The organism is Desulfobacula toluolica Tol2, from assembly GCF_000307105.1.
Lineage (GTDB): Bacteria > Desulfobacterota > Desulfobacteria > Desulfobacterales > Desulfobacteraceae > Desulfobacula > Desulfobacula toluolica.
In genome coordinates this window covers 3,661,380-3,678,605 of record NC_018645.1, presented here as the reverse complement: position 1 = coordinate 3,678,605, position 17,226 = coordinate 3,661,380, and the positions used below count along the sequence as shown (strand labels likewise).

General features: G+C 39.1%; 16 protein-coding genes. 9 read left to right on the top strand and 7 right to left on the bottom strand.

Annotated features, from left to right (window positions below):
• Window positions 1-85: 85 nt before the first annotated feature.
• From TOL2_RS16795 to TOL2_RS25015, 5 genes are all read left to right on the top strand, one after another.
• Entirely contained in the window at window positions 86-1,936 is a 1,851-nt protein-coding gene (locus tag TOL2_RS16795) for a 30S ribosomal protein S1 (RefSeq protein WP_014958492.1), read from the top strand.
• Window positions 1,937-2,056: 120 nt separating this feature from the next.
• Window positions 2,057-2,965 (top strand): signal peptide peptidase SppA, encoded by a 909-nt coding sequence (sppA, locus tag TOL2_RS16790; RefSeq protein ID WP_014958491.1) that lies wholly within the window; start codon window positions 2,057-2,059, stop codon window positions 2,963-2,965.
• Window positions 2,966-3,524: 559 nt separating this feature from the next.
• Window positions 3,525-5,195, top strand: coding sequence for a sensor histidine kinase (locus tag TOL2_RS16785; protein WP_014958490.1), 1,671 nt, complete (start codon window positions 3,525-3,527; stop codon window positions 5,193-5,195).
• 10 nt (window positions 5,196-5,205) lie between these two features.
• A complete protein-coding gene (locus TOL2_RS16780; protein ID WP_014958489.1) occupies window positions 5,206-6,588 on the top strand; it encodes a sigma-54-dependent transcriptional regulator in 1,383 nt (460 codons plus the stop codon).
• 267 nt (window positions 6,589-6,855) lie between these two features.
• On the top strand, window positions 6,856-6,996 hold the full coding sequence (locus TOL2_RS25015; RefSeq protein ID WP_158406134.1) for a hypothetical protein: 141 nt from the start codon (window positions 6,856-6,858) through the stop codon (window positions 6,994-6,996).
• On the opposite strand, the gene TOL2_RS16770 is transcribed toward TOL2_RS25015, so the two are convergent.
• From TOL2_RS16770 to TOL2_RS16755, 4 genes are read right to left on the bottom strand one after another with little or no spacing between them, the layout of a single operon-like run.
• Complete coding sequence (locus TOL2_RS16770; protein WP_014958488.1) at window positions 6,993-7,538, bottom strand: 2-oxoacid:acceptor oxidoreductase family protein; 546 nt, start codon at window positions 7,536-7,538, stop codon at window positions 6,993-6,995. The genes TOL2_RS25015 and TOL2_RS16770 overlap by 4 nt on opposite strands.
• On the bottom strand, window positions 7,538-8,362 hold the full coding sequence (locus TOL2_RS16765; RefSeq protein WP_014958487.1) for a 2-oxoacid:ferredoxin oxidoreductase subunit beta: 825 nt from the start codon (window positions 8,360-8,362) through the stop codon (window positions 7,538-7,540). Before TOL2_RS16765 ends, TOL2_RS16770 begins: the two co-directional genes overlap by 1 nt.
• Window position 8,363: 1 nt before the next feature.
• Entirely contained in the window at window positions 8,364-9,518 is a 1,155-nt protein-coding gene (locus TOL2_RS16760) for a 2-oxoacid:acceptor oxidoreductase subunit alpha (protein ID WP_014958486.1), read from the bottom strand.
• The gene (locus TOL2_RS16755) at window positions 9,511-9,738 is read right to left on the bottom strand and encodes a 4Fe-4S dicluster domain-containing protein (RefSeq protein WP_014958485.1); all 228 of its coding nucleotides are present in this window, start codon (window positions 9,736-9,738) and stop codon (window positions 9,511-9,513) included. The genes TOL2_RS16760 and TOL2_RS16755 overlap by 8 nt, the downstream gene beginning before the upstream one ends.
• A gap of 202 nt (window positions 9,739-9,940) precedes the next feature.
• On the opposite strand from TOL2_RS16755, the gene TOL2_RS16750 reads away from it, so the two are divergent.
• On the top strand, window positions 9,941-10,786 hold the full coding sequence (locus TOL2_RS16750) for a glycosyltransferase family 2 protein (protein ID WP_014958484.1): 846 nt from the start codon (window positions 9,941-9,943) through the stop codon (window positions 10,784-10,786).
• Here the strand turns inward: TOL2_RS16750 and TOL2_RS16745 are convergent.
• Genes TOL2_RS16745 through TOL2_RS16735 form a run of 3 tightly spaced genes read right to left on the bottom strand, consistent with a single transcriptional unit; the run spans window position 10,783 to window position 14,270 of the window.
• Window positions 10,783-13,242: a flagellar assembly protein A gene (locus tag TOL2_RS16745; RefSeq protein ID WP_014958483.1), complete on the bottom strand. Its 2,460-nt coding sequence runs from the start codon at window positions 13,240-13,242 to the stop codon at window positions 10,783-10,785. The genes TOL2_RS16750 and TOL2_RS16745 overlap by 4 nt on opposite strands.
• Complete coding sequence (locus tag TOL2_RS16740) at window positions 13,242-13,946, bottom strand: response regulator (protein ID WP_014958482.1); 705 nt, start codon at window positions 13,944-13,946, stop codon at window positions 13,242-13,244. Before TOL2_RS16740 ends, TOL2_RS16745 begins: the two co-directional genes overlap by 1 nt.
• 51 nt (window positions 13,947-13,997) lie before the next feature.
• Window positions 13,998-14,270 (bottom strand): MoaD/ThiS family protein, encoded by a 273-nt coding sequence (locus TOL2_RS16735; protein ID WP_014958481.1) that lies wholly within the window; start codon window positions 14,268-14,270, stop codon window positions 13,998-14,000.
• A 243-nt stretch (window positions 14,271-14,513) separates the two neighbouring features.
• Here TOL2_RS16735 and TOL2_RS16730 point away from each other — a divergent pair, with 243 nt between their 5' ends.
• From TOL2_RS16730 to TOL2_RS16720, 3 genes are read left to right on the top strand one after another with little or no spacing between them, the layout of a single operon-like run.
• Complete coding sequence (locus TOL2_RS16730; RefSeq protein WP_014958480.1) at window positions 14,514-15,272, top strand: DUF6125 family protein; 759 nt, start codon at window positions 14,514-14,516, stop codon at window positions 15,270-15,272.
• Between the two features lie 45 nt (window positions 15,273-15,317).
• Complete coding sequence (locus TOL2_RS16725; protein ID WP_014958479.1) at window positions 15,318-16,871, top strand: acyl-CoA carboxylase subunit beta; 1,554 nt, start codon at window positions 15,318-15,320, stop codon at window positions 16,869-16,871.
• A 15-nt stretch (window positions 16,872-16,886) separates the two neighbouring features.
• On the top strand, window positions 16,887-17,108 hold the full coding sequence (locus TOL2_RS16720) for a hypothetical protein (protein ID WP_014958478.1): 222 nt from the start codon (window positions 16,887-16,889) through the stop codon (window positions 17,106-17,108).
• Window positions 17,109-17,226 lie beyond the last annotated feature (118 nt).

The following is a 17,226-nucleotide window of genomic DNA, read 5'->3' as shown; positions in this document are numbered from 1 at the left end:
TTTTTGATATAAAAGAAAATTGTACCTACCTATATTCTGTTCTTTATAGTAGGGTATAAAAATTCGATTAGGGGGAATAATATTAATGAACAACATTGCTGAAGAAAACGAAAATCAAAAAATGAATACTGAAACCTTAGAGAAACAGGAAACACCTGCACCTGAAGAAAAACAGGATGCATCTTCGCCTGAAATTACAGGCGAAGAAACAATGGAAGAGCTTTTGGACATCTATGAGTCCAGTCTTAAAAAATTTGAAGAGGGGCAGGTCGTAACCGGAACTGTAATATCCGTTGGCAGGGATTCGGTCCTTGTGGATGTCGGATATAAGTCTGAGGGGCAGATCTCTATTCAGGAATTCATTGATGAGGAAGGCAATGTCAATGTCAATGTCAATGATGAGTTTGAGGTAATGATTGAAGTCTGGGATGAAGAAGAGGAAACTGTTCTTTTGTCCCATGAAAAAGCCAAGAAAGTTAAGGTTTGGGACGCAATTAAAGACATTTACGATGACGATGGAACTATTGAAGGTGTTATCACCAGTCGGGTGAAAGGCGGGTTCTCGGTTGATATCGGGCTTTTGGCATTCCTTCCGGGATCACAGGCAGATCTTCGACCCATCCGCAACATGGATGAAATGGTTAACCAGACCTATACATTCAAAATTCTCAAATACAACAAAAAGAGAAACAATATCGTACTTTCACGAAGAGTTCTTCTTGAGGCTGTAAGAGATAAGCTTAGAAGTACGACTCTTGAGGCGATTGAAGACGGCAAGGTCATGGAAGGGATCGTTAAAAATATCACTGAATACGGTGTGTTTGTCGATCTTGGCGGAGTGGACGGTCTTCTTCATATTACCGACATCTCATGGGGCAGGGTCAAACATCCTTCAGAACTCTTTTCTATCGGTGACAAAATCAATGTTAAGATTCTTTCTTTTGATCTTGAAAAAGAGAGAGTATCACTTGGTATGAAACAATTGACTCCGGATCCATGGACAACAGCGGTTGATAAATATCCGGTTGACTCAAAAATAACCGGTAAAGTGGTCAGTCTTACAGATTACGGTGCGTTTATTGAGCTTGAAGAGGGTGTTGAGGGACTGATTCATGTGTCTGAAATGTCCTGGACAAGAAAGATTCGCCATCCGTCCCAGATGGTAACGGTTGGTGAAATCATCGAAGCGGTTGTTCTTGATCTTAAACCGGATAACAGAAGAATCTCTCTTGGTATCAAACAGACCGTCGATAATCCATGGGAAGTTATTTCTCAGAAATACCCGGTAGGCACTATTATTGAGGGTAAAATTAAAAATATTACGGAATTTGGTCTTTTTATCGGAATTGATGATGATATTGACGGTCTTGTTCATATCTCTGATATTTCCTGGACTAAGAGGATCAAACACCCGTCTGAAGTATACAAGAAAAGCGATACCATTCAGGCTGTGGTTCTCGATATTGATAAAGCCAATGAAAGATTTTCTCTGGGCATCAAACAGACCCAGGCAGATCCATGGGAATCGGTTAGTCAGCGTTATGAAGTGGGTAAGGAAATATCCGGTGTTATCACAAATTTGACGGATTTTGGTGTGTTTGTTGAACTTGAAGAAGGCATTGAAGGCCTTGTTCATGTGTCTGAAATCAGCAAAGAAAATGTGAAAAGTCCGAAAGAACATTATCAGATCGGCGAAACCATTACTGCAAAAGTAATGAACATCAATAGTGATGAAAGACGTATCGGTCTTTCTATCAAACGCCTTGAAGAAGACGATGATGATAAATATCTTGAAGATTTTGCCAAAAACATGAAACCTGCAACATCATCTTTTGGAGAAATTTTGAGAACCAATATCCAGGAGCAGATTGAAGCAAATAAAGTTCAGGAAGCACAAAAGCAAGACAGTGAAGATGCTGACAAATCTGAAGAATAACATTAAGGAAACGACACAATCGTTTTCTGATGTAAAATAGTGTATAAAGGGCCGGATAACATGATGTTAATCCGGCCTTTTTTTTAACCCTTTTTTAATATTGCTTATCAGGACGGTTATATGTTTGCCAGAAGACATCCATTCCTCTTTTTTTTGATGATTATTTCAGTCTGTTTAACGGTTATGTTTTCAGGATTTGTAGTGCTTGTGTCACTGAGTTCAACAATGCTGAACACTCAATTTTCCCGGCACTATACATCTGCCGGCGGCAATATAGGTATTGTTGAAATCAATGGAATGATTCTGTCTTCAAAAGATATTATCCAAAACATTAAAACTTTTCGTGATGATGATGCGATCAAAGCCATAATTTTAAGAATCGACTCTCCCGGTGGAGGAATTGGACCTTCTCAGGAAATTTACCGGGAAGTCATGAAAACCAGAATGGAAAAAAAAATCATCGCTTCCATGGGATCTGTAGCAGCTTCTGGCGGGTACTATATTGCATCTGCAACTGACAAGATTATTGCTAATCCGGGAACCATTACCGGCAGTATCGGTGTGATCATGGAATATGCCAATGTCATGGAAATTGCCAGGAAAATTGGTATATCTCCGGTTGTTATTAAGAGTGGCCAGTTCAAGGATATGGGTTCACCGTTGAGGGAGCTTAAGGAGCCGGAAAAGAAAATTCTTCAAGCCCTTGTGGATGAACTTCATCTCCAATTTGTAAATGATGCTGCAAATGCAAGGGGTATGGCTGTTAAGACCATGGAGGCCCTTGCGGACGGAAGAATTTATACAGGTGCAAAAGCTCTTAATTTGAAATTGATTGACCGTCTGGGAAATCTTGATGATGCAGTTCGGTGGACAGGGGAACTGGCCAATATCAAAGGGGAGTTAAAGCCTGTTTACCCAAAAGAAGATAAAATTACATTTATTAAAAAACTTGCAGATACTTTATTGAAAGATCTCAACATTTCCGGCACTGCTATGGATAATTTCCGGTATATCATTGGTGCGCGTTAAGTATAAATAACAGCCATGGCAGATCACTCTGCCACAATAATGAAAGATATTTAATTTCAGAAGGTTAAAAGTTTTTTCATATAAACTTGGATGATTAAAAATACTACCTCTATCGCCTTTACTTTGTTTGTCATCTATATGTCACTTCAGTAAAATTAATTCATTTTTGGTAAAAAAGGAGTACCAGGCGAGTACTGGTACTTGAAAGCTACTGGGGGGGTGACATGGTCATAAGATTTACAGCCAACTTTATTGAAAAAAATCTTATTGCCAAAGGCATTAAGCCTTATTAGTATTGGGATAATAAACAACCAGGTTTGAGTTTAAAGGTCACCAAGACCAAAAAGACCTTTATGGCTCAAGATAGGTTAAACAGTTTGTCAAAGCTAATCATATTGGGCATGTTCTATGATTGATATGACTGATTCTTTGAAACCGCAGATATCTCTGAGATAACTCTAACAGGATTAACCTTGGAAAAAGTTTGGTTTTTTCTTGTCATTAAGGTAAAAAACAAATAATCAAGGGAATAATATTTTTTAACCTGTAAGGAATGTTTGTGGAGAAAGACTTAAAAATAAAAAAGATTGAACGTCTCAACCTGGTTTTGAGAACAATCCGGGATGTGGGAAGGCTTTTGATCAGTGAAAATAACAGGGAAAAATTAATCAAAGGAATTTGTAATATCCTGGTTGAAAAAAGGGGATATTATAATGCCTGGATAGGGTTGTTCAGCTCTGGCAAATTCAGTGGTAATTTTAGTGGCAAAGCCAGTGATAAAATAATTGATCTCATTGCTGATTCCGGCATGGACATCCGGTTTGATGATGTTAAAACAAATATTGAAAACCAGATTTTCACCCGTTGTGTTGAGCATACACTAGTTTCAAAAGAGGTTTTTTCAACTGATGATCCCATTAAAGAATGTGCAGACTGTCTTTTGTCTGAAAATTATTCACACAGAGGCGCTTTGGCCGTCCGGCTGGAATACGAGGAGACGAACTATGGGTTTATGGTCGTGTCAATACCCAAAGAGCTTGCTTTGGATGAAACAGAAAAGAATATTGTAAAAGAAATTTCAAATGATATTGCTTTTGGCCTGTATCGGCTGGAATTGGAAGAAAAAAGAAAGTTTGCGGAACAAGACCGTAAGCAAAGCCAGGTTAGGTTCAAAACCCTTATAGAGAATTCCTTGAATTGCATCTCCATTATACAGAACCATAAAATCGTATATAAAAAAGCCGGGCTTAGAAAGATTCATGGTTTGATGACGGACGTATTTCAACCACCTGGATTTTTAGATGTGTATGTGGATGACCGTGCCCGGATAAAAAAATTGTACATTGAATTGCTGTCAAATAAAATTAAGCATATTCAAACTGATTTCAGATACAGCCCTTTTGATGAGGATAAAGCCGATCCTGAAATCAGGTGGGCTTTCTTAAGCGCGACCAAAATCAATTATCTGGGGGTTGAATCCGTATTGACAAATATCATGGATATCACGGATTCAAAAGAGGGAGAGAATTTTTTAAGGATACAAGACAAAATGACTTCCCTTGGGCGGGTAACAGCAGGCATTGCACATGAAATTAGAAACCCGTTATCCGGAATATATATTTATCTTAAAGCCTTGAAAAAAATTTATAATCAAATGGGGGATATCACAAAGGTGGTATCAATTATTGATAAAATTGAACTGGCGTCATACAAGATCGAATCCATTATAAAACGGGTAATGGATTTTTCAAAACCCAGCCAGCCTCAATTTATCATGACAAATTTGAATGATTATATTGACGAAGTGACAAAACTGACATCGGTTACCTTAAGAAAAAGCGGGATTAGATTTGAAAAATACCTTGATCCGAATATCCCAAAATGCTTTGCAGAACCTCATTTGATAGAACAGGTCATCTTAAATTTGATCACCAATGCGGCAGAAGCAATGAAAGAGTTTCAAGGTGAAAAATTAATAATTCTGAAAACCTTTAAAAAGGATAATAATGTAGTCATAAGTGTAAGGGACACGGGGCCGGGTATACCTTTGTCGGGACAGTCCAAAATTTTTGATCCTTTTTATACGACAAAATCCAATAGTTCCGGTATCGGATTAAGTATTTGTCATCGTATCATTTTAGATCACGGAGGAGCCTTAAAGTTTCATACAACTAAAAACGGTGGAGCCAGGTTTATTATCGAACTGCCCATCGAACATAAAGAGGGGTGATCCGGTTATTATGATAAAGTATTCCATTGCCATTGTTGATGATGAAGAGATCATCCGGGATGCGCTTGATATAACACTTTCCGATCAATATGATATAATCCTTTTCGAAAGCGCGGAATCTTTTTTAGCGTCCCTTGAACAACAAACCCCGGATCTGGTGTTGATGGATATCGGCCTTCCCATAATGACTGGTATAGAGGCTCTTGAAATCCTGAAACAAAAACATAATGACATTCCCGTTATTATGATAACTGCATATGAAGATATTAATATGGTGATCCGGTCCATGAAAATCGGGGCGTTTGATTTTATTTTGAAACCCATTAATCTCGATATCCTTGAACTTACCATTCAAAAGGCTATTTCGTCTATTGCTCTGATAAAGGAAGTCAAAATTCTCCAGGAAAAGTATCTTCAAGATAACCTGCCCTGTTTTATCGGGGAGAGCAAGAATATTGAAAATGTAATGGATTTTATTAATATGGTTTCAAAAAGTTCTGATACGCCTATTATGATTTTGGGGGAAACCGGCACGGGAAAAGAACTTATTGCAAAGGCCATCCACGCCAGAAGTCCTGTTTTTCAAGGGCCGTTTATTCCTGTAAATTGTTCGGCATTTCCCGAAGACCTTATTGAGTCAGAGCTTTTCGGATATGAATCAGGTGCCTTTTCCGGGGCCAGCAGCCAGGGAAAGAAAGGATTTATAGAAGAGGCGGATGGCGGCACCCTTTTTTTGGACGAGGTGGCGGATTTGAGTCTGGCGGGCCAGGCAAAGCTGTTGAGATTTTTAGAAGACGGGGAATTCTACAAGGTGGGCGGAACCAAAAGATACCATGTCAGGACTCGTGTTGTTTCAGCAACAAATAAAAAAATTGATGATCTTGTGGATGAGGAAAAATTCAGAAAAGATTTGTATTTCAGGTTGTGTGTGATCAAGGCTGAAGTTCCGTCCCTGAATGAACGAAAAGAGGATATCCTTCCTCTTGCCAAACATTTTTTGCATGAATTTAATAAAAAATTTTCAAAAACTTTAAAAGGATTTTCTAAAGATGCGGAAAATCATCTTTTGTCCTATGAATTCACTGGCAATGCCAGGGAATTGAAAAACATGGTCGAACGGGCCGTACTTATTTCAAAAACAGATCGGCTGGAGCTGGATAAACTCAAGGGGGCACCAACTTTAATAAATGATACCCCACCGCTTGACATCAAACAGGATCATAAGCTTGGCCCTGAGGGAATTGATCTTGACCAATTGCTTGAAACCACTGAAAAAAAATATATGGAACAGGCTCTTGAATTTTCCAAAGGCAATGAAAGCAAAGCCGCAAGATTGTTAAACATGAACCATCATACTTTTAGATACCGGTGGAAAAAGATTTCTAAAAAATAACATTTAAAATTTTTATAACCAACTTTCCACTGCTGATGATTCAAAAACTTGCCTTCTGTTGCTGACGTATTAACACAATGGAAATAATTTTATTGATTTGATATTTTCCGTTTGTATTGTTAATTAAAGTGCTACTGGAATAAAATAGCCAAAAATCAATGGGACGCTATTCCCTTTTACGGGTGGCGTGTTTTTATATGAAAGTCTTCAAAAATCCAGGGAAACCTGGCAGATAAATTCATAGCGGTTCCCAATCTGGTCAATATTGTGGCAAAACCGGAACACCAGGGCGCAGGTGACAATGAGCAAAACGCATTGGAAGACTGCTTAAAAAAAATAAAAGGATTGAACTTAGAAGATCTTTTCCCTGAAGCCGGTTCGCCGGCACCGACTTCAAAAGACAATTAATATTTTTTCTTTCCACCCATTTCTAATCCTATATTCAGGGCTTTTTGGTTCATCTCCATAAATTCTTCGGGAATGATGTTTTCAAGAACTTTTATAATGGATTCAGGCTTGATGAGTTCTGAAATCCCTATCAGGGTTCCAAGCATGCAGATATTAAACACAATGGGTGTTTTGATCTCTTTTATAACTGTATCATACATGGGGAGACTGATATGTTTTGCCACTACTTTGTTTTCAATGGTGACATATTTTGAATCCACCAAAAGCAGTCCCCCCGGCCTGATGATGGAAGCAAAATTATTGTAGCTTTCCTGGGTCAGGCTGACCAGAATATTGGGTTGTGTTACTTTGGGAAAAAATATTTTAGAATCATCAATAATGACATCACTTCTGGTGATGCCGCCCCTTGCAGCCGCACCATAACTTTGGGACTGAATGGCATTTTTATGTTCAAAAATCGCAGCAGCCTTTGCAAGTATGATGGCAGCAGTTATGACGCCTTGGCCTCCTGAACCTGAAAAAACCAATCGTGACCGTTCCATTATGCTGTTCCTTTCTTTGCTTTTTCAATAATTTGATCATATGCCTCACAATATTCCGGGATATCCGTATTTTCAACAAAAATTCCTCTCTGGATCAACCCTGGATTTTTTTCCAGTTTTTTGGAGCCTATTTTAGCGGTTTGGGTTTTATACCCTTCCATCATCTGGATGGCATCCCCTTCTTTGTTTTTTCTTCCATAATGGGTCGGACATTGGGTCAGGATTTCCACAACTGAAAATCCTTTGTGGGTGATACCTTTTTTTATAAAATCCTTACATTCATTGGCATGGTATACAGTGGATCTGGCCACAAAGCTCGCACCTGCACCCCTGGCCAGTTCGGCAATGTCAAAACTTCTGTCAATACTTGAAAAAGGTGCGGTTGTGGCTTTTTTACCGCAGCCGGACAAAGGAGAAAACTGTCCGCCTGTCATGCCGTAAATTTTGTTGTTCATCACAATGGCTGTAATGTCTATGTTTCGTCTGGCCGCATGTATAAAATGGTTGCCGCCAATGGCAAGGGCATCTCCATCCCCCATGGGAACAATGGCTTTTAAATTGGGTTTTGACAGCTTAACCCCTGTTGCAAAGGCAAGTGCCCTTCCATGGATGGTATGCAGTGAGTGAAAATCAACATATCCTGAAATCCTGGATGAACAACCGATACCCGAAGTTACAACGATTTCATTTTTATCCAGCTCAAGTTCATGAACCGCCCGCAGCAAGGCACTCAAAACGATTCCATGACCGCAGCCGGGACACCAGAGATGGGGAAAGAACCGTGATCGAATATAGTCTTTAACGTCAAATGGTTTTTTTGTCATCTCATACCCCTTTTCCCTGGATCATCCTTAGAATGCTTTTAATATTAGTCGGTGAAATCAATTCTCCGTCCACCCTGTTTGCAAGAAAAACAGCATTGGGGTTGTTGACTGCATTTTTGACCTGGGTGACCACCTGGCCCATATTCATTTCAACCACGATAACTGCTTTGGCTCTCGCGCATTTTTCCCTGACCATACCAGAAGGAAAGGGCCAGAGGGTCTGTAATTCCAGAACCCCTATCTTAACTCCCCATGAACGCCTGTTTTTTGCCATGTGAATAGCGGATCTGGCAGAAGATCCATAAGAGATCAGAATATATTCCGCATCATCCAGCCAGTATTCTTTATACATGCTGATGTCATTAATATTGTTTTCTATTTTATCCATCAGGTGTCTTAAGAGTCCGTCAACAATTCTGGGGTTGTTGCTGGGAAAACCCCACATGTCGTGGAATAGTCCGGTAACATTATAACGGTGTTCACCGCCGAAATCAGACATGGGCAGCCGACCGTCTTCTCTTGGAAGGTATGGATGATAATCCACCCCTTTTTTGACCGAGGTTCTGAGGCGTTCCACAACGGGAATTTCACCGGGTTCCGGAATCACAAGTTTTTCCCGCATATGTCCGATGACTTCATCCAGCAGTAGGATAACCGGGGTTCGATAGGTTTCAGCCATATTAAAGGCGTCAACTGTGATTTTAAAAATGTCCTGATGATTGGATGCGGTAAGCGCAATTATGGCATGATCTCCATGTGTTCCCCATCTGGCTTGATTAATATCTCCCTGGCTTACATGGGTGGGATTGCCTGTTGAAGGGCCGCCGCGCTGTACATTGGCAATAACACAGGGGATTTCAGCCATGCATGCATAGCCTAAGGCTTCCTGTTTAAGAGAAAAGCCAGGGCCGGATGTGGCTGTCATTGCCTTTTTTCCTGTGAGAGAGGCGCCTATAACGGCAGCCATTGATGCGATTTCATCCTCCATCTGGATGAATTTGCCGCCTTTTTGGGGAAGCCTCAATGCAAGGGTTTCTGCAATTTCAGTGGATGGGGTGATCGGGTATCCTGCGAAAAAATCAATCCCGGCATAGAGAGCGCCTTCCACGCAGGCTTCGTTTCCCTGAATAAACCTTACATCCTGTTCATTATTCATTTTTCTCTTCCCCTTCCTCTTTTTCCATGACTTGTATTGCTAAATCGGGGCATCTAATTTCGCACAGTTTGCATAAAATACAATCCTCAGGCCTTATTGCTTGTGCCTTTCCGTACTCATCAAATTCAAGTACATTTTTTGGACAAAAATGAATGCAGATACCACACCCTTTGCACCATTCCTTGTCAATTAAATGTTTAGACGTTTTGCCTTTTCCCATAATATCCTCATATTAGATAATAAATATCTGTGAATTAAGGCTTTTCATTAAGTGATTTATATTTGTATGTCAAGGATAACCAATATTTAAATTAATCATGATTATTTCTTTTTATTTTATAAGAATGATTTTTCTTCTTATGCCTTGCATGCAACTTTTAGCCATGATTGCCCCGCCAAAAAATAAATGATATACAGGTGCAATGAATGATAAAACAAATGAAAATCTTGTCAGTGTTATTCTGCCCTCATTCAACCGTGCATGGGCATTAAAAGACGCCTTGGACTCCGTTTTTTCACAGGATTATCCCCATATCGAACTGATTGTGATAGATGACGGATCAACAGACCATACGCAAAAATTGCTTGAGAAATATAAAGAGGAATATAAAAATAAACTCATTGTTTTAAAACAGGAAAATTCAGGGGTCAGCGCTGCAAGAAATGCAGGGATAAAAAATAGCAGAGGGGCATTTATTGCCTTGCTGGATTCCGATGACACCTGGGATAAAAGAAAAATATCCTGCCAGGTGGCATTTTTTAAGCGCCATTCAGAGGCCCTTATTTGTCAGACCGAAGAGATCTGGATCAGGAATGGCAAGCGGGTTAATCCAAAAGTCAAACACAAGAAACCTTCCGGGATGATATTTGAACCCTCATTGAATCTTTGCCTGGTAAGCCCGTCTGCAGTGATGATGCGAAAACAATTGTTTGAATTAAAAGGGTATTTTAATGAAGAATTTATTGTTTGTGAGGATTATGATCTATGGCTCCGTGTCAGTTCCACCATTCCGATTTTTTTGATTGATAAGCCCTATACCATAAAGCGGGGAGGACATAAAGATCAACTTTCAAGCTTTCATTCTCAGGATAAATTCAGAATTCGTTCATTATCAGCTCTTCTGGAATCAAACAGTCTGACGCAAGATCAGGTTGAAAAAACAAAAAAGGTCTTGAAAAAAAAATGCACCATATATGGGAATGGCTGCATAAAACGCGGAAAAGAAGAAGAAGGGGAATACTATTTGAATCTGGGTTTATCGGTTTAAATTGCTGAAATATTCATTTCATGGAGTTTACCATCGTTCGCTGATGAGACAATTTCCTGGATTTTGCACCGGGATATGTCTTCTTTTATAATAATGGAAGAGTTTGGCCCCATGATGGCTGAATTCTGGGTGATGGTTTTTGCTATGGTGACAAGTGCCCGGGTGATGTCTTTTTTTGAAAATTCTTTTAATGCAGTTTTTTTAATGACAAGCTGCTTATTTTTTTCTTCCATTTCAGTGAGTTGTGTTTTAATTTGTTCAATTTTGTCGGCTATTTTATCCTGAATTTTAAAAGCAGTGTTTAATTCCTGCTCAGAATTTTTTACTGCTTCGATCAGCTTTTCTATTTTAGTTGATGTTTCGATATCTGCCAGATTTTTTTTTAATTCCTTTATTTCTATCTGGGCGCGATCCTGTATATGGGCGTTTTCAGATATCTGCCGGTAGAGTTCCTGATCCTGATGCTCAAGCTTTTTAATTTCATCTCTTAATACGTTGGATGCATCAACCGATATTTTCAAAGCCTTACTAATTTGTTTTTCAATTGCCTCTATATGATCATTTGTACCTATTTTGAGTTTGGACGATATTGAAGCGTGTGTACCGATATTGCCTGCTTCAATACCCAGTCTGGCAGTAATTTGGGAAGAAATAATATGGCCTGTCTGATTTAGGCAAGCCCCGCTCAATAAAATGTCCGAGTCAATAATTTCCTTTGATATAATCAGGTCTCCAAATCCCATGATATTGGAATGATTGATAAATTTTGCATAAATGTTTCCATGGGTTGAAATGCTTGAGCCTTTAATTCCTGCAGAAACTTTCAAATTTCCTGACAGATCTATGGTAGCTCCTTCTATTTCTCGGGCAGTCAGGTTTATTCCCTTTACGGTGAATCCTTCTTTGATAGTGCCTTTGACAATAATATCCCCTTCAAAGTTGATATTGCCGGTTTTAAAATCTACATCACCCGGGATGACAAGTTCCGGGTTAACCGAAACAGTACATAGGGCATCTATGTGTGGTTGGCCATCAATAGCGGCATACAGTCTTAAGCCATCTTCTGATATTTTAGTTCCAGAACCGGGGATGAAAATACTTTCCATTGGTTCATCCACAGTGATTGGGACACCAAAGATGGAAATGCCGGGTTTGCAGTCTTGTGCCGGTACTTTTTGGACAAGAAGGTTTCCCTTTTTGACATGGGAGATCTCTCCCCTTTCCCTGAAATTAATGCTGCCGTTTTTTTCGATTTTTCCGGGATCTGTAAAATCAGTTTTAAAATAAAAAGTTATTTTAGCATCACGGCCATAAATCGGATTTGTCCCTTTGGCAATGAGAAATTTTTCTGCAGATGGTTTGGCAATCCAGGCTTTAATGCTCTCATCATCGAGAATCCCATGGCAAATTCTATTTTGTTTCAGCAGGTCAAGAAGGTTGAAAAAATTGGGCAATGGTTTGTTATGATCAGCCCTCTTGATTTTTTGAACATAAGCCTTTGTCTGATCTTCAGAAATTGAAATTTCAAAGTACTTGTCCATAATAAATTCTTTGGTATTTATCATGGTATTATTGGGTTCAAATATCAGATCATGATCCTGTTTTTTTGTATTTGCCCTATGGATGAAAGCTGATTTTAAAATTTTTTCTATAAGTTCGGGGTATTCTGGTTGGTTCGTTTGGGGGGCTTGTTGGGCATCGTATTTTTCAGGATATAAAATTTCTTCCAGATTAAGATTTATCGGATCTGAATGGTATTTGTTGCTCAGTTGATCAAAAAAGTTCTGGATGGTTTCATAAAGAGCAATAAACTCTTTCTTAAACGCATCTTGTGATGGCATGATCCCTTTATCGTCCATTAGGCGAGAAAGGGATATATTGATATTTAAATCATGAGCGGCTTCAATTTCTCTTTTTTTTGATTTCAGTCTCAATATTTGATTTTTTTTTTCATTAATAAGATGCGTATATGCGGTCTCTTTTTTTTTGAGTTTTTGTGTGATTTCAAGCAATTGTTTGTTTTGATGAAGCACTACACGTTTTAATTGTTGCCTTTTTAATGCATGTTTGAATTGTCGAAAACAATTCCTGGTTTGATCAATCAGATCCTCATCTTTAAATGGTGAGGTGATACATGCATGAATATTCGCTTTGTTAACGGCATGGATCAAAGTTTCGAGTTTGTCAGCCGATACCAGCAGCATTCTTTGAGTTAGTGGAGATATGAGTTTTACCTTTTGCAGAATATCATTGTTTCCCATTTCAGGCAGTTTAAAGTTGCTTATGACCAGAGCAAAGGGTATTGTTTTAGATGCTTGACAAAGGGTGTTCATTGCATCTTCGGGTATTTGTTCACAAATTACCGTCCATCCCTCTTTATTCAAGATGGATTTGGCATGCTTCCGGACAGTGTCATTGTTTTCAAGGATGATGGCTTTAGGTCTTTTTCTTTCCATTATTTTCTTTCATATTGTATATGAGGCATATCAAAACCGTTTCTATAGCCTAATTCCTTGAATTGGCCATACATCTCTTTAATGGTCTCTGAAAAAAGAGTCTCAATTTTTTCGATTTCATCCGGAAGTATATTCTGATTTGTGGGATGGGATAAAAGATTTTTAATTTCTTTTTTAATTCGTTCAATATCATTATCAAGTTCGTGGAGTATCCTGCCATGACTTTTTGTTGTCTCTGTTAATTCACAAGCAAGTTCATATAATTCAGCATTCTGTTTTTTGGCAAGAGTTAAAAGGTTTTCATAGTCTAAAAAGAATTCATACTGTTTAATACCGGTCTTGATAGCCTCGACAAGATCATCATATTGCCATGGTTTGACATTATACCTTTGAATTGCACCTTTATTGACGGCATTAATAATGGTTTCCACTTGCATATGGCCTGTAATCATAAAACGGGCAGTCTCCGGGGTGAGTTTCTTTGTATGCTCAAAAAACTTGGTTCCTTTCATACCCGGCAAATTTTGATCTGCAATGATTAATGAAAAGGGGCGGTTCGTTTTTTTAATTTCCTCAAGTGCGGATTCCCCACTGTCTGCAAAAACAGCCTGAATTTCTTCCATTTGAAGAACTTGATTAATGGTTTCATTGATTCGGTCGTCATTGTCAACTATCAGTACTTTGTGTTGATATTCAGATTTCATTCATTGGCCTCGACACTCATTCAAACGCGATGTGATCGTCAGTGTTATGCATCATCCACCGGCAAGGAAGGTTATGATCTGGATTTCATCACCATCTGTCACCTTTTTTTCCAGTTCTCCGGGGTATGCACTTTTTTTATTCAGGTAGATCTCAATATAGTTGAGCAGTTTCCCTTTTTTATCGAACAACTCCTTTTTCATATCAGGATACATGGCAACAAAATCATTTAATGCTTCACCAACAGTTGTTCCTTCAACTTCTATTGTTTTTTTTCCATTGGTATGCTGGCGATGTGTAACATGTATATTTATTTTAACACTCATTTTAATTTGTCCTTGCTGATAACCTTAATATTGTAAAAATTTTATCTTAATTTGAAAAAAACATTTTTTTTTGTTTATTAATAGAATATTTTTATTCTGAATTCAATGATTTTTGCCTTTGATTCAGCCGTTGAAAAATATTGTAATCAAATTTTGACAATAATTTTGCCCTGAATTGGTTCTTGGCGGAATATGTTAATGATAATAGAAACTTAAAATTATTTAAAAAAGGAAATAAGCCTGATGGAAAATGAAAATGAAAACTTTTCAGATCTGAATAAAAGTATGAAAACAAGATTAATTGTTGACATGTTAACTCGAATTGTAGTTCACTATAGTTTTTGGTTTACGGAAGTCAGGCACCAGATGGGCATGGAAAAGGCTTTGGAAATTTTTGAAAAAGCTACGGAAAAAAGCTTTTCAATTGGCCTGAAAAGATTCGCAGATGTTTTGGGTTTCGAGCTTGAAGATGGTTTGCCAAAAGTATTAATGGACATGAAGGAAGAAAACATTGACGCCTTAATGGCGGCAGTGGCAAAAAACTGGTTGGTTAATGATGGGGTCTGGTTTCAGGCGGTTGAATTTGACAATGGAATGAATGATGCCAAAAGATGTAATGATTCTTGTTGGGCACAGTTTTCACCCTACGAAGCCTTTGCGATAAAAAAGTTTCTAAAACTCAATGACGGTTGCGGGCTTGCAGGGTTAAAAAAAGCGTTAAATTTCAGGATGTATTCAATTATCAATAAGCAATCTATTGTTGATGAAGGTCCTGAAAGTTTTATCTTCCAAATGAACGACTGCAGGGTACAGTCTGCGAGAAAAAGGAAAAAATTGGATGATTATCCCTGTAAATCAGCAGGACTGGTTGAATATGCATATTTTGCAAGGGGCATTGATAAAAGAATTGAAACGGAATGTATAGGGTGTCCACCGGATATTCATCCGGAAGATTGGTTTTGTGCATGGCGGTTTAAGTTGAGCAATCAAAGTAATGAATAAATAGTTTAAAATAATAAATAAAATTATTAAGAAGGGATTTATCTTATGGGAGTCACATCTGACAAGATTAAGGAGCTAAAGCAAAAAGAACAGAAAATTTTGGAAATGGGCGAGGGAGCAGTCCTTGAAAAGCGACGCGAACAAGGAAAATTGAATGCCAGAGAGCGGCTTGATCTTTTGTTTGACAAGGGAACCTTTAGAGAGCTGGATATGTTTGTTAGCCACAGGTGTACCAATTTTGGAATGGAAAATAAAGATATACCGGCGGATGGTGTTATAACAGGGCATGGTAAGGTTGATGGCAGGGTCGTATTTGCCTATGCCCAGGATTTTACTGCAAGGGCAGGGTCTCTGGGGGAAATGCACGCCAAGAAAATCTGTAAGGTAATGGATATGGCCATAAAAGCGGGTGCCCCCATCATTGGTATGAATGATTCAGGCGGCGCAAGAATCCAGGAAGGAATTGGTGCCTTGGCCGGGTATGGAGAAATCTTTTTCAGGAATTCAGCGGCTTCCGGTGTTATTCCCCAGATTTCAGCAATTATGGGGCCCACGGCCGGTGGTGCTGTGTATTCACCTGCCATGACGGATTTTGTTTTCATGGTTAAAAAATCCAGTTATATGTTTATCACCGGACCCAATGTTATTAAAGCGGTTACTGGTGAAGCGATTAGTTTTGAAGAGCTTGGCGGTGCCATGACCCATAATGAGAAATCCGGTGTGGCACAATTTGCATGTGACTCTGATGAAGATGCTATTTTGCAGATAAAACAACTCCTGTCTTATCTGCCGTCCAACAATATGGAAGATCCCCCATATGTTCCGAGCAAGGATGATCCCGGCAGGACTGATAAATCCCTGGATACCATCATACCGGACAATCCCAATGCACCATATGACATTAAAAATGTGATCACCGCGATTGTGGATGACAAAAAATATTTTGAGCCCCACCAGTATTATGCCAAAAATATGGTGATCTGTTTTGCAAGGCTCAATGGTAGGTCCATTGGGATTATTGCCAATCAGCCTAATCACCTGGCCGGATGTTTGGACATTGATGCTTCTGACAAGGCCACCCGGTTTATCCGGTTTTGCGATGCATTCAATATTCCTTTGCTGACAATTGCCGACGTGCCCGGATATCTGCCGGGAAGCACTCAGGAATGGGGTGGTATTATACGGCATGGAGCCAAGCTTTTATGGTGTTATTCTGAAGCTACCGTGCCTAAACTGTTGCTGATTACACGCAAAGCTTATGGCGGGTCCTACCTTGCAATGTGTTCAAAACATCTGGGTGCTGATATGGCCTTTGCATGGCCCACTGCAGAGATTGCCGTCATGGGGGCTGATGCGGCTGCCAATATTATACATGCAAAGCAAATTAGCGGAGCAAAGGATTCTGTGGCAGAAAGAAAGGAAAAAATAGAAGAATATAATGAAAAATTTTCCAACCCGTATTGTGCTGCTGCCAGAGGCTATGTGGATGCAGTTATTCAACCGTCTCAGACAAGACCGGTGCTTATTGATGCCCTTGAGGCCATGGCAACGAAAAGAGAATTAAGACCGGCCAAAAAACATGGAAATATACCTGTATAGGACAAAGGGATTAAAATGGATAAAAAGAAACTTGCGGCAGCCATTTCTGCCGTTTTTGCCTGCATAAAAACATCAGAAGAAGCTGCAGCTTATAGTGTTTCCGGAGCTTATGGATCGGTTCCGGAAACTGGCGCACAACAGCCCCAGATCATGCAGCCAAATAATATCTGGGGAATATCAGGACGTCAAACCCATATGCAGGCCAACTCAATGATGCAATTGCGTATGTTCAAGTAACTGCAACGGGCAGGCCTGGCTTTTTGTAATGATTTGCCAATAACAAAAATTGAAAGTCATGACTGGAGTTAGCATAAGCTTTTATAACACACTGAAATGATGAAATAAAAATAAAATA

Excerpts from the sequence above, each read along its gene's own strand:
- sppA (WP_014958491.1), top strand. The coding sequence starts at position 2,057 with ATGTTTGCCAGAAGACATCCATTCCTCTTTTTTTTGATGATTATTTCA.
- TOL2_RS16750 (WP_014958484.1), top strand. The coding sequence starts at position 9,941 with ATGAATGATAAAACAAATGAAAATCTTGTCAGTGTTATTCTGCCCTCA.
- TOL2_RS16730 (WP_014958480.1), top strand. The coding sequence starts at position 14,514 with ATGGAAAATGAAAATGAAAACTTTTCAGATCTGAATAAAAGTATGAAA.
- TOL2_RS16740 (WP_014958482.1), bottom strand. The coding sequence starts at position 13,946 with ATGAAATCTGAATATCAACACAAAGTACTGATAGTTGACAATGACGAC.
- TOL2_RS16720 (WP_014958478.1), top strand. The coding sequence starts at position 16,887 with ATGGATAAAAAGAAACTTGCGGCAGCCATTTCTGCCGTTTTTGCCTGC.
- TOL2_RS16780 (WP_014958489.1), top strand. The coding sequence starts at position 5,206 with ATGATAAAGTATTCCATTGCCATTGTTGATGATGAAGAGATCATCCGG.
- TOL2_RS16755 (WP_014958485.1), bottom strand. The coding sequence starts at position 9,738 with ATGGGAAAAGGCAAAACGTCTAAACATTTAATTGACAAGGAATGGTGC.
- TOL2_RS16745 (WP_014958483.1), bottom strand. The coding sequence starts at position 13,242 with ATGGAAAGAAAAAGACCTAAAGCCATCATCCTTGAAAACAATGACACT.
- TOL2_RS16765 (WP_014958487.1), bottom strand. The coding sequence starts at position 8,362 with ATGACAAAAAAACCATTTGACGTTAAAGACTATATTCGATCACGGTTC.
- TOL2_RS16795 (WP_014958492.1), top strand. The coding sequence starts at position 86 with ATGAACAACATTGCTGAAGAAAACGAAAATCAAAAAATGAATACTGAA.
- TOL2_RS16760 (WP_014958486.1), bottom strand. The coding sequence starts at position 9,518 with ATGAATAATGAACAGGATGTAAGGTTTATTCAGGGAAACGAAGCCTGC.
- TOL2_RS16770 (WP_014958488.1), bottom strand. The coding sequence starts at position 7,538 with ATGGAACGGTCACGATTGGTTTTTTCAGGTTCAGGAGGCCAAGGCGTC.
- TOL2_RS16735 (WP_014958481.1), bottom strand. The coding sequence starts at position 14,270 with ATGAGTGTTAAAATAAATATACATGTTACACATCGCCAGCATACCAAT.
- TOL2_RS16725 (WP_014958479.1), top strand. The coding sequence starts at position 15,318 with ATGGGAGTCACATCTGACAAGATTAAGGAGCTAAAGCAAAAAGAACAG.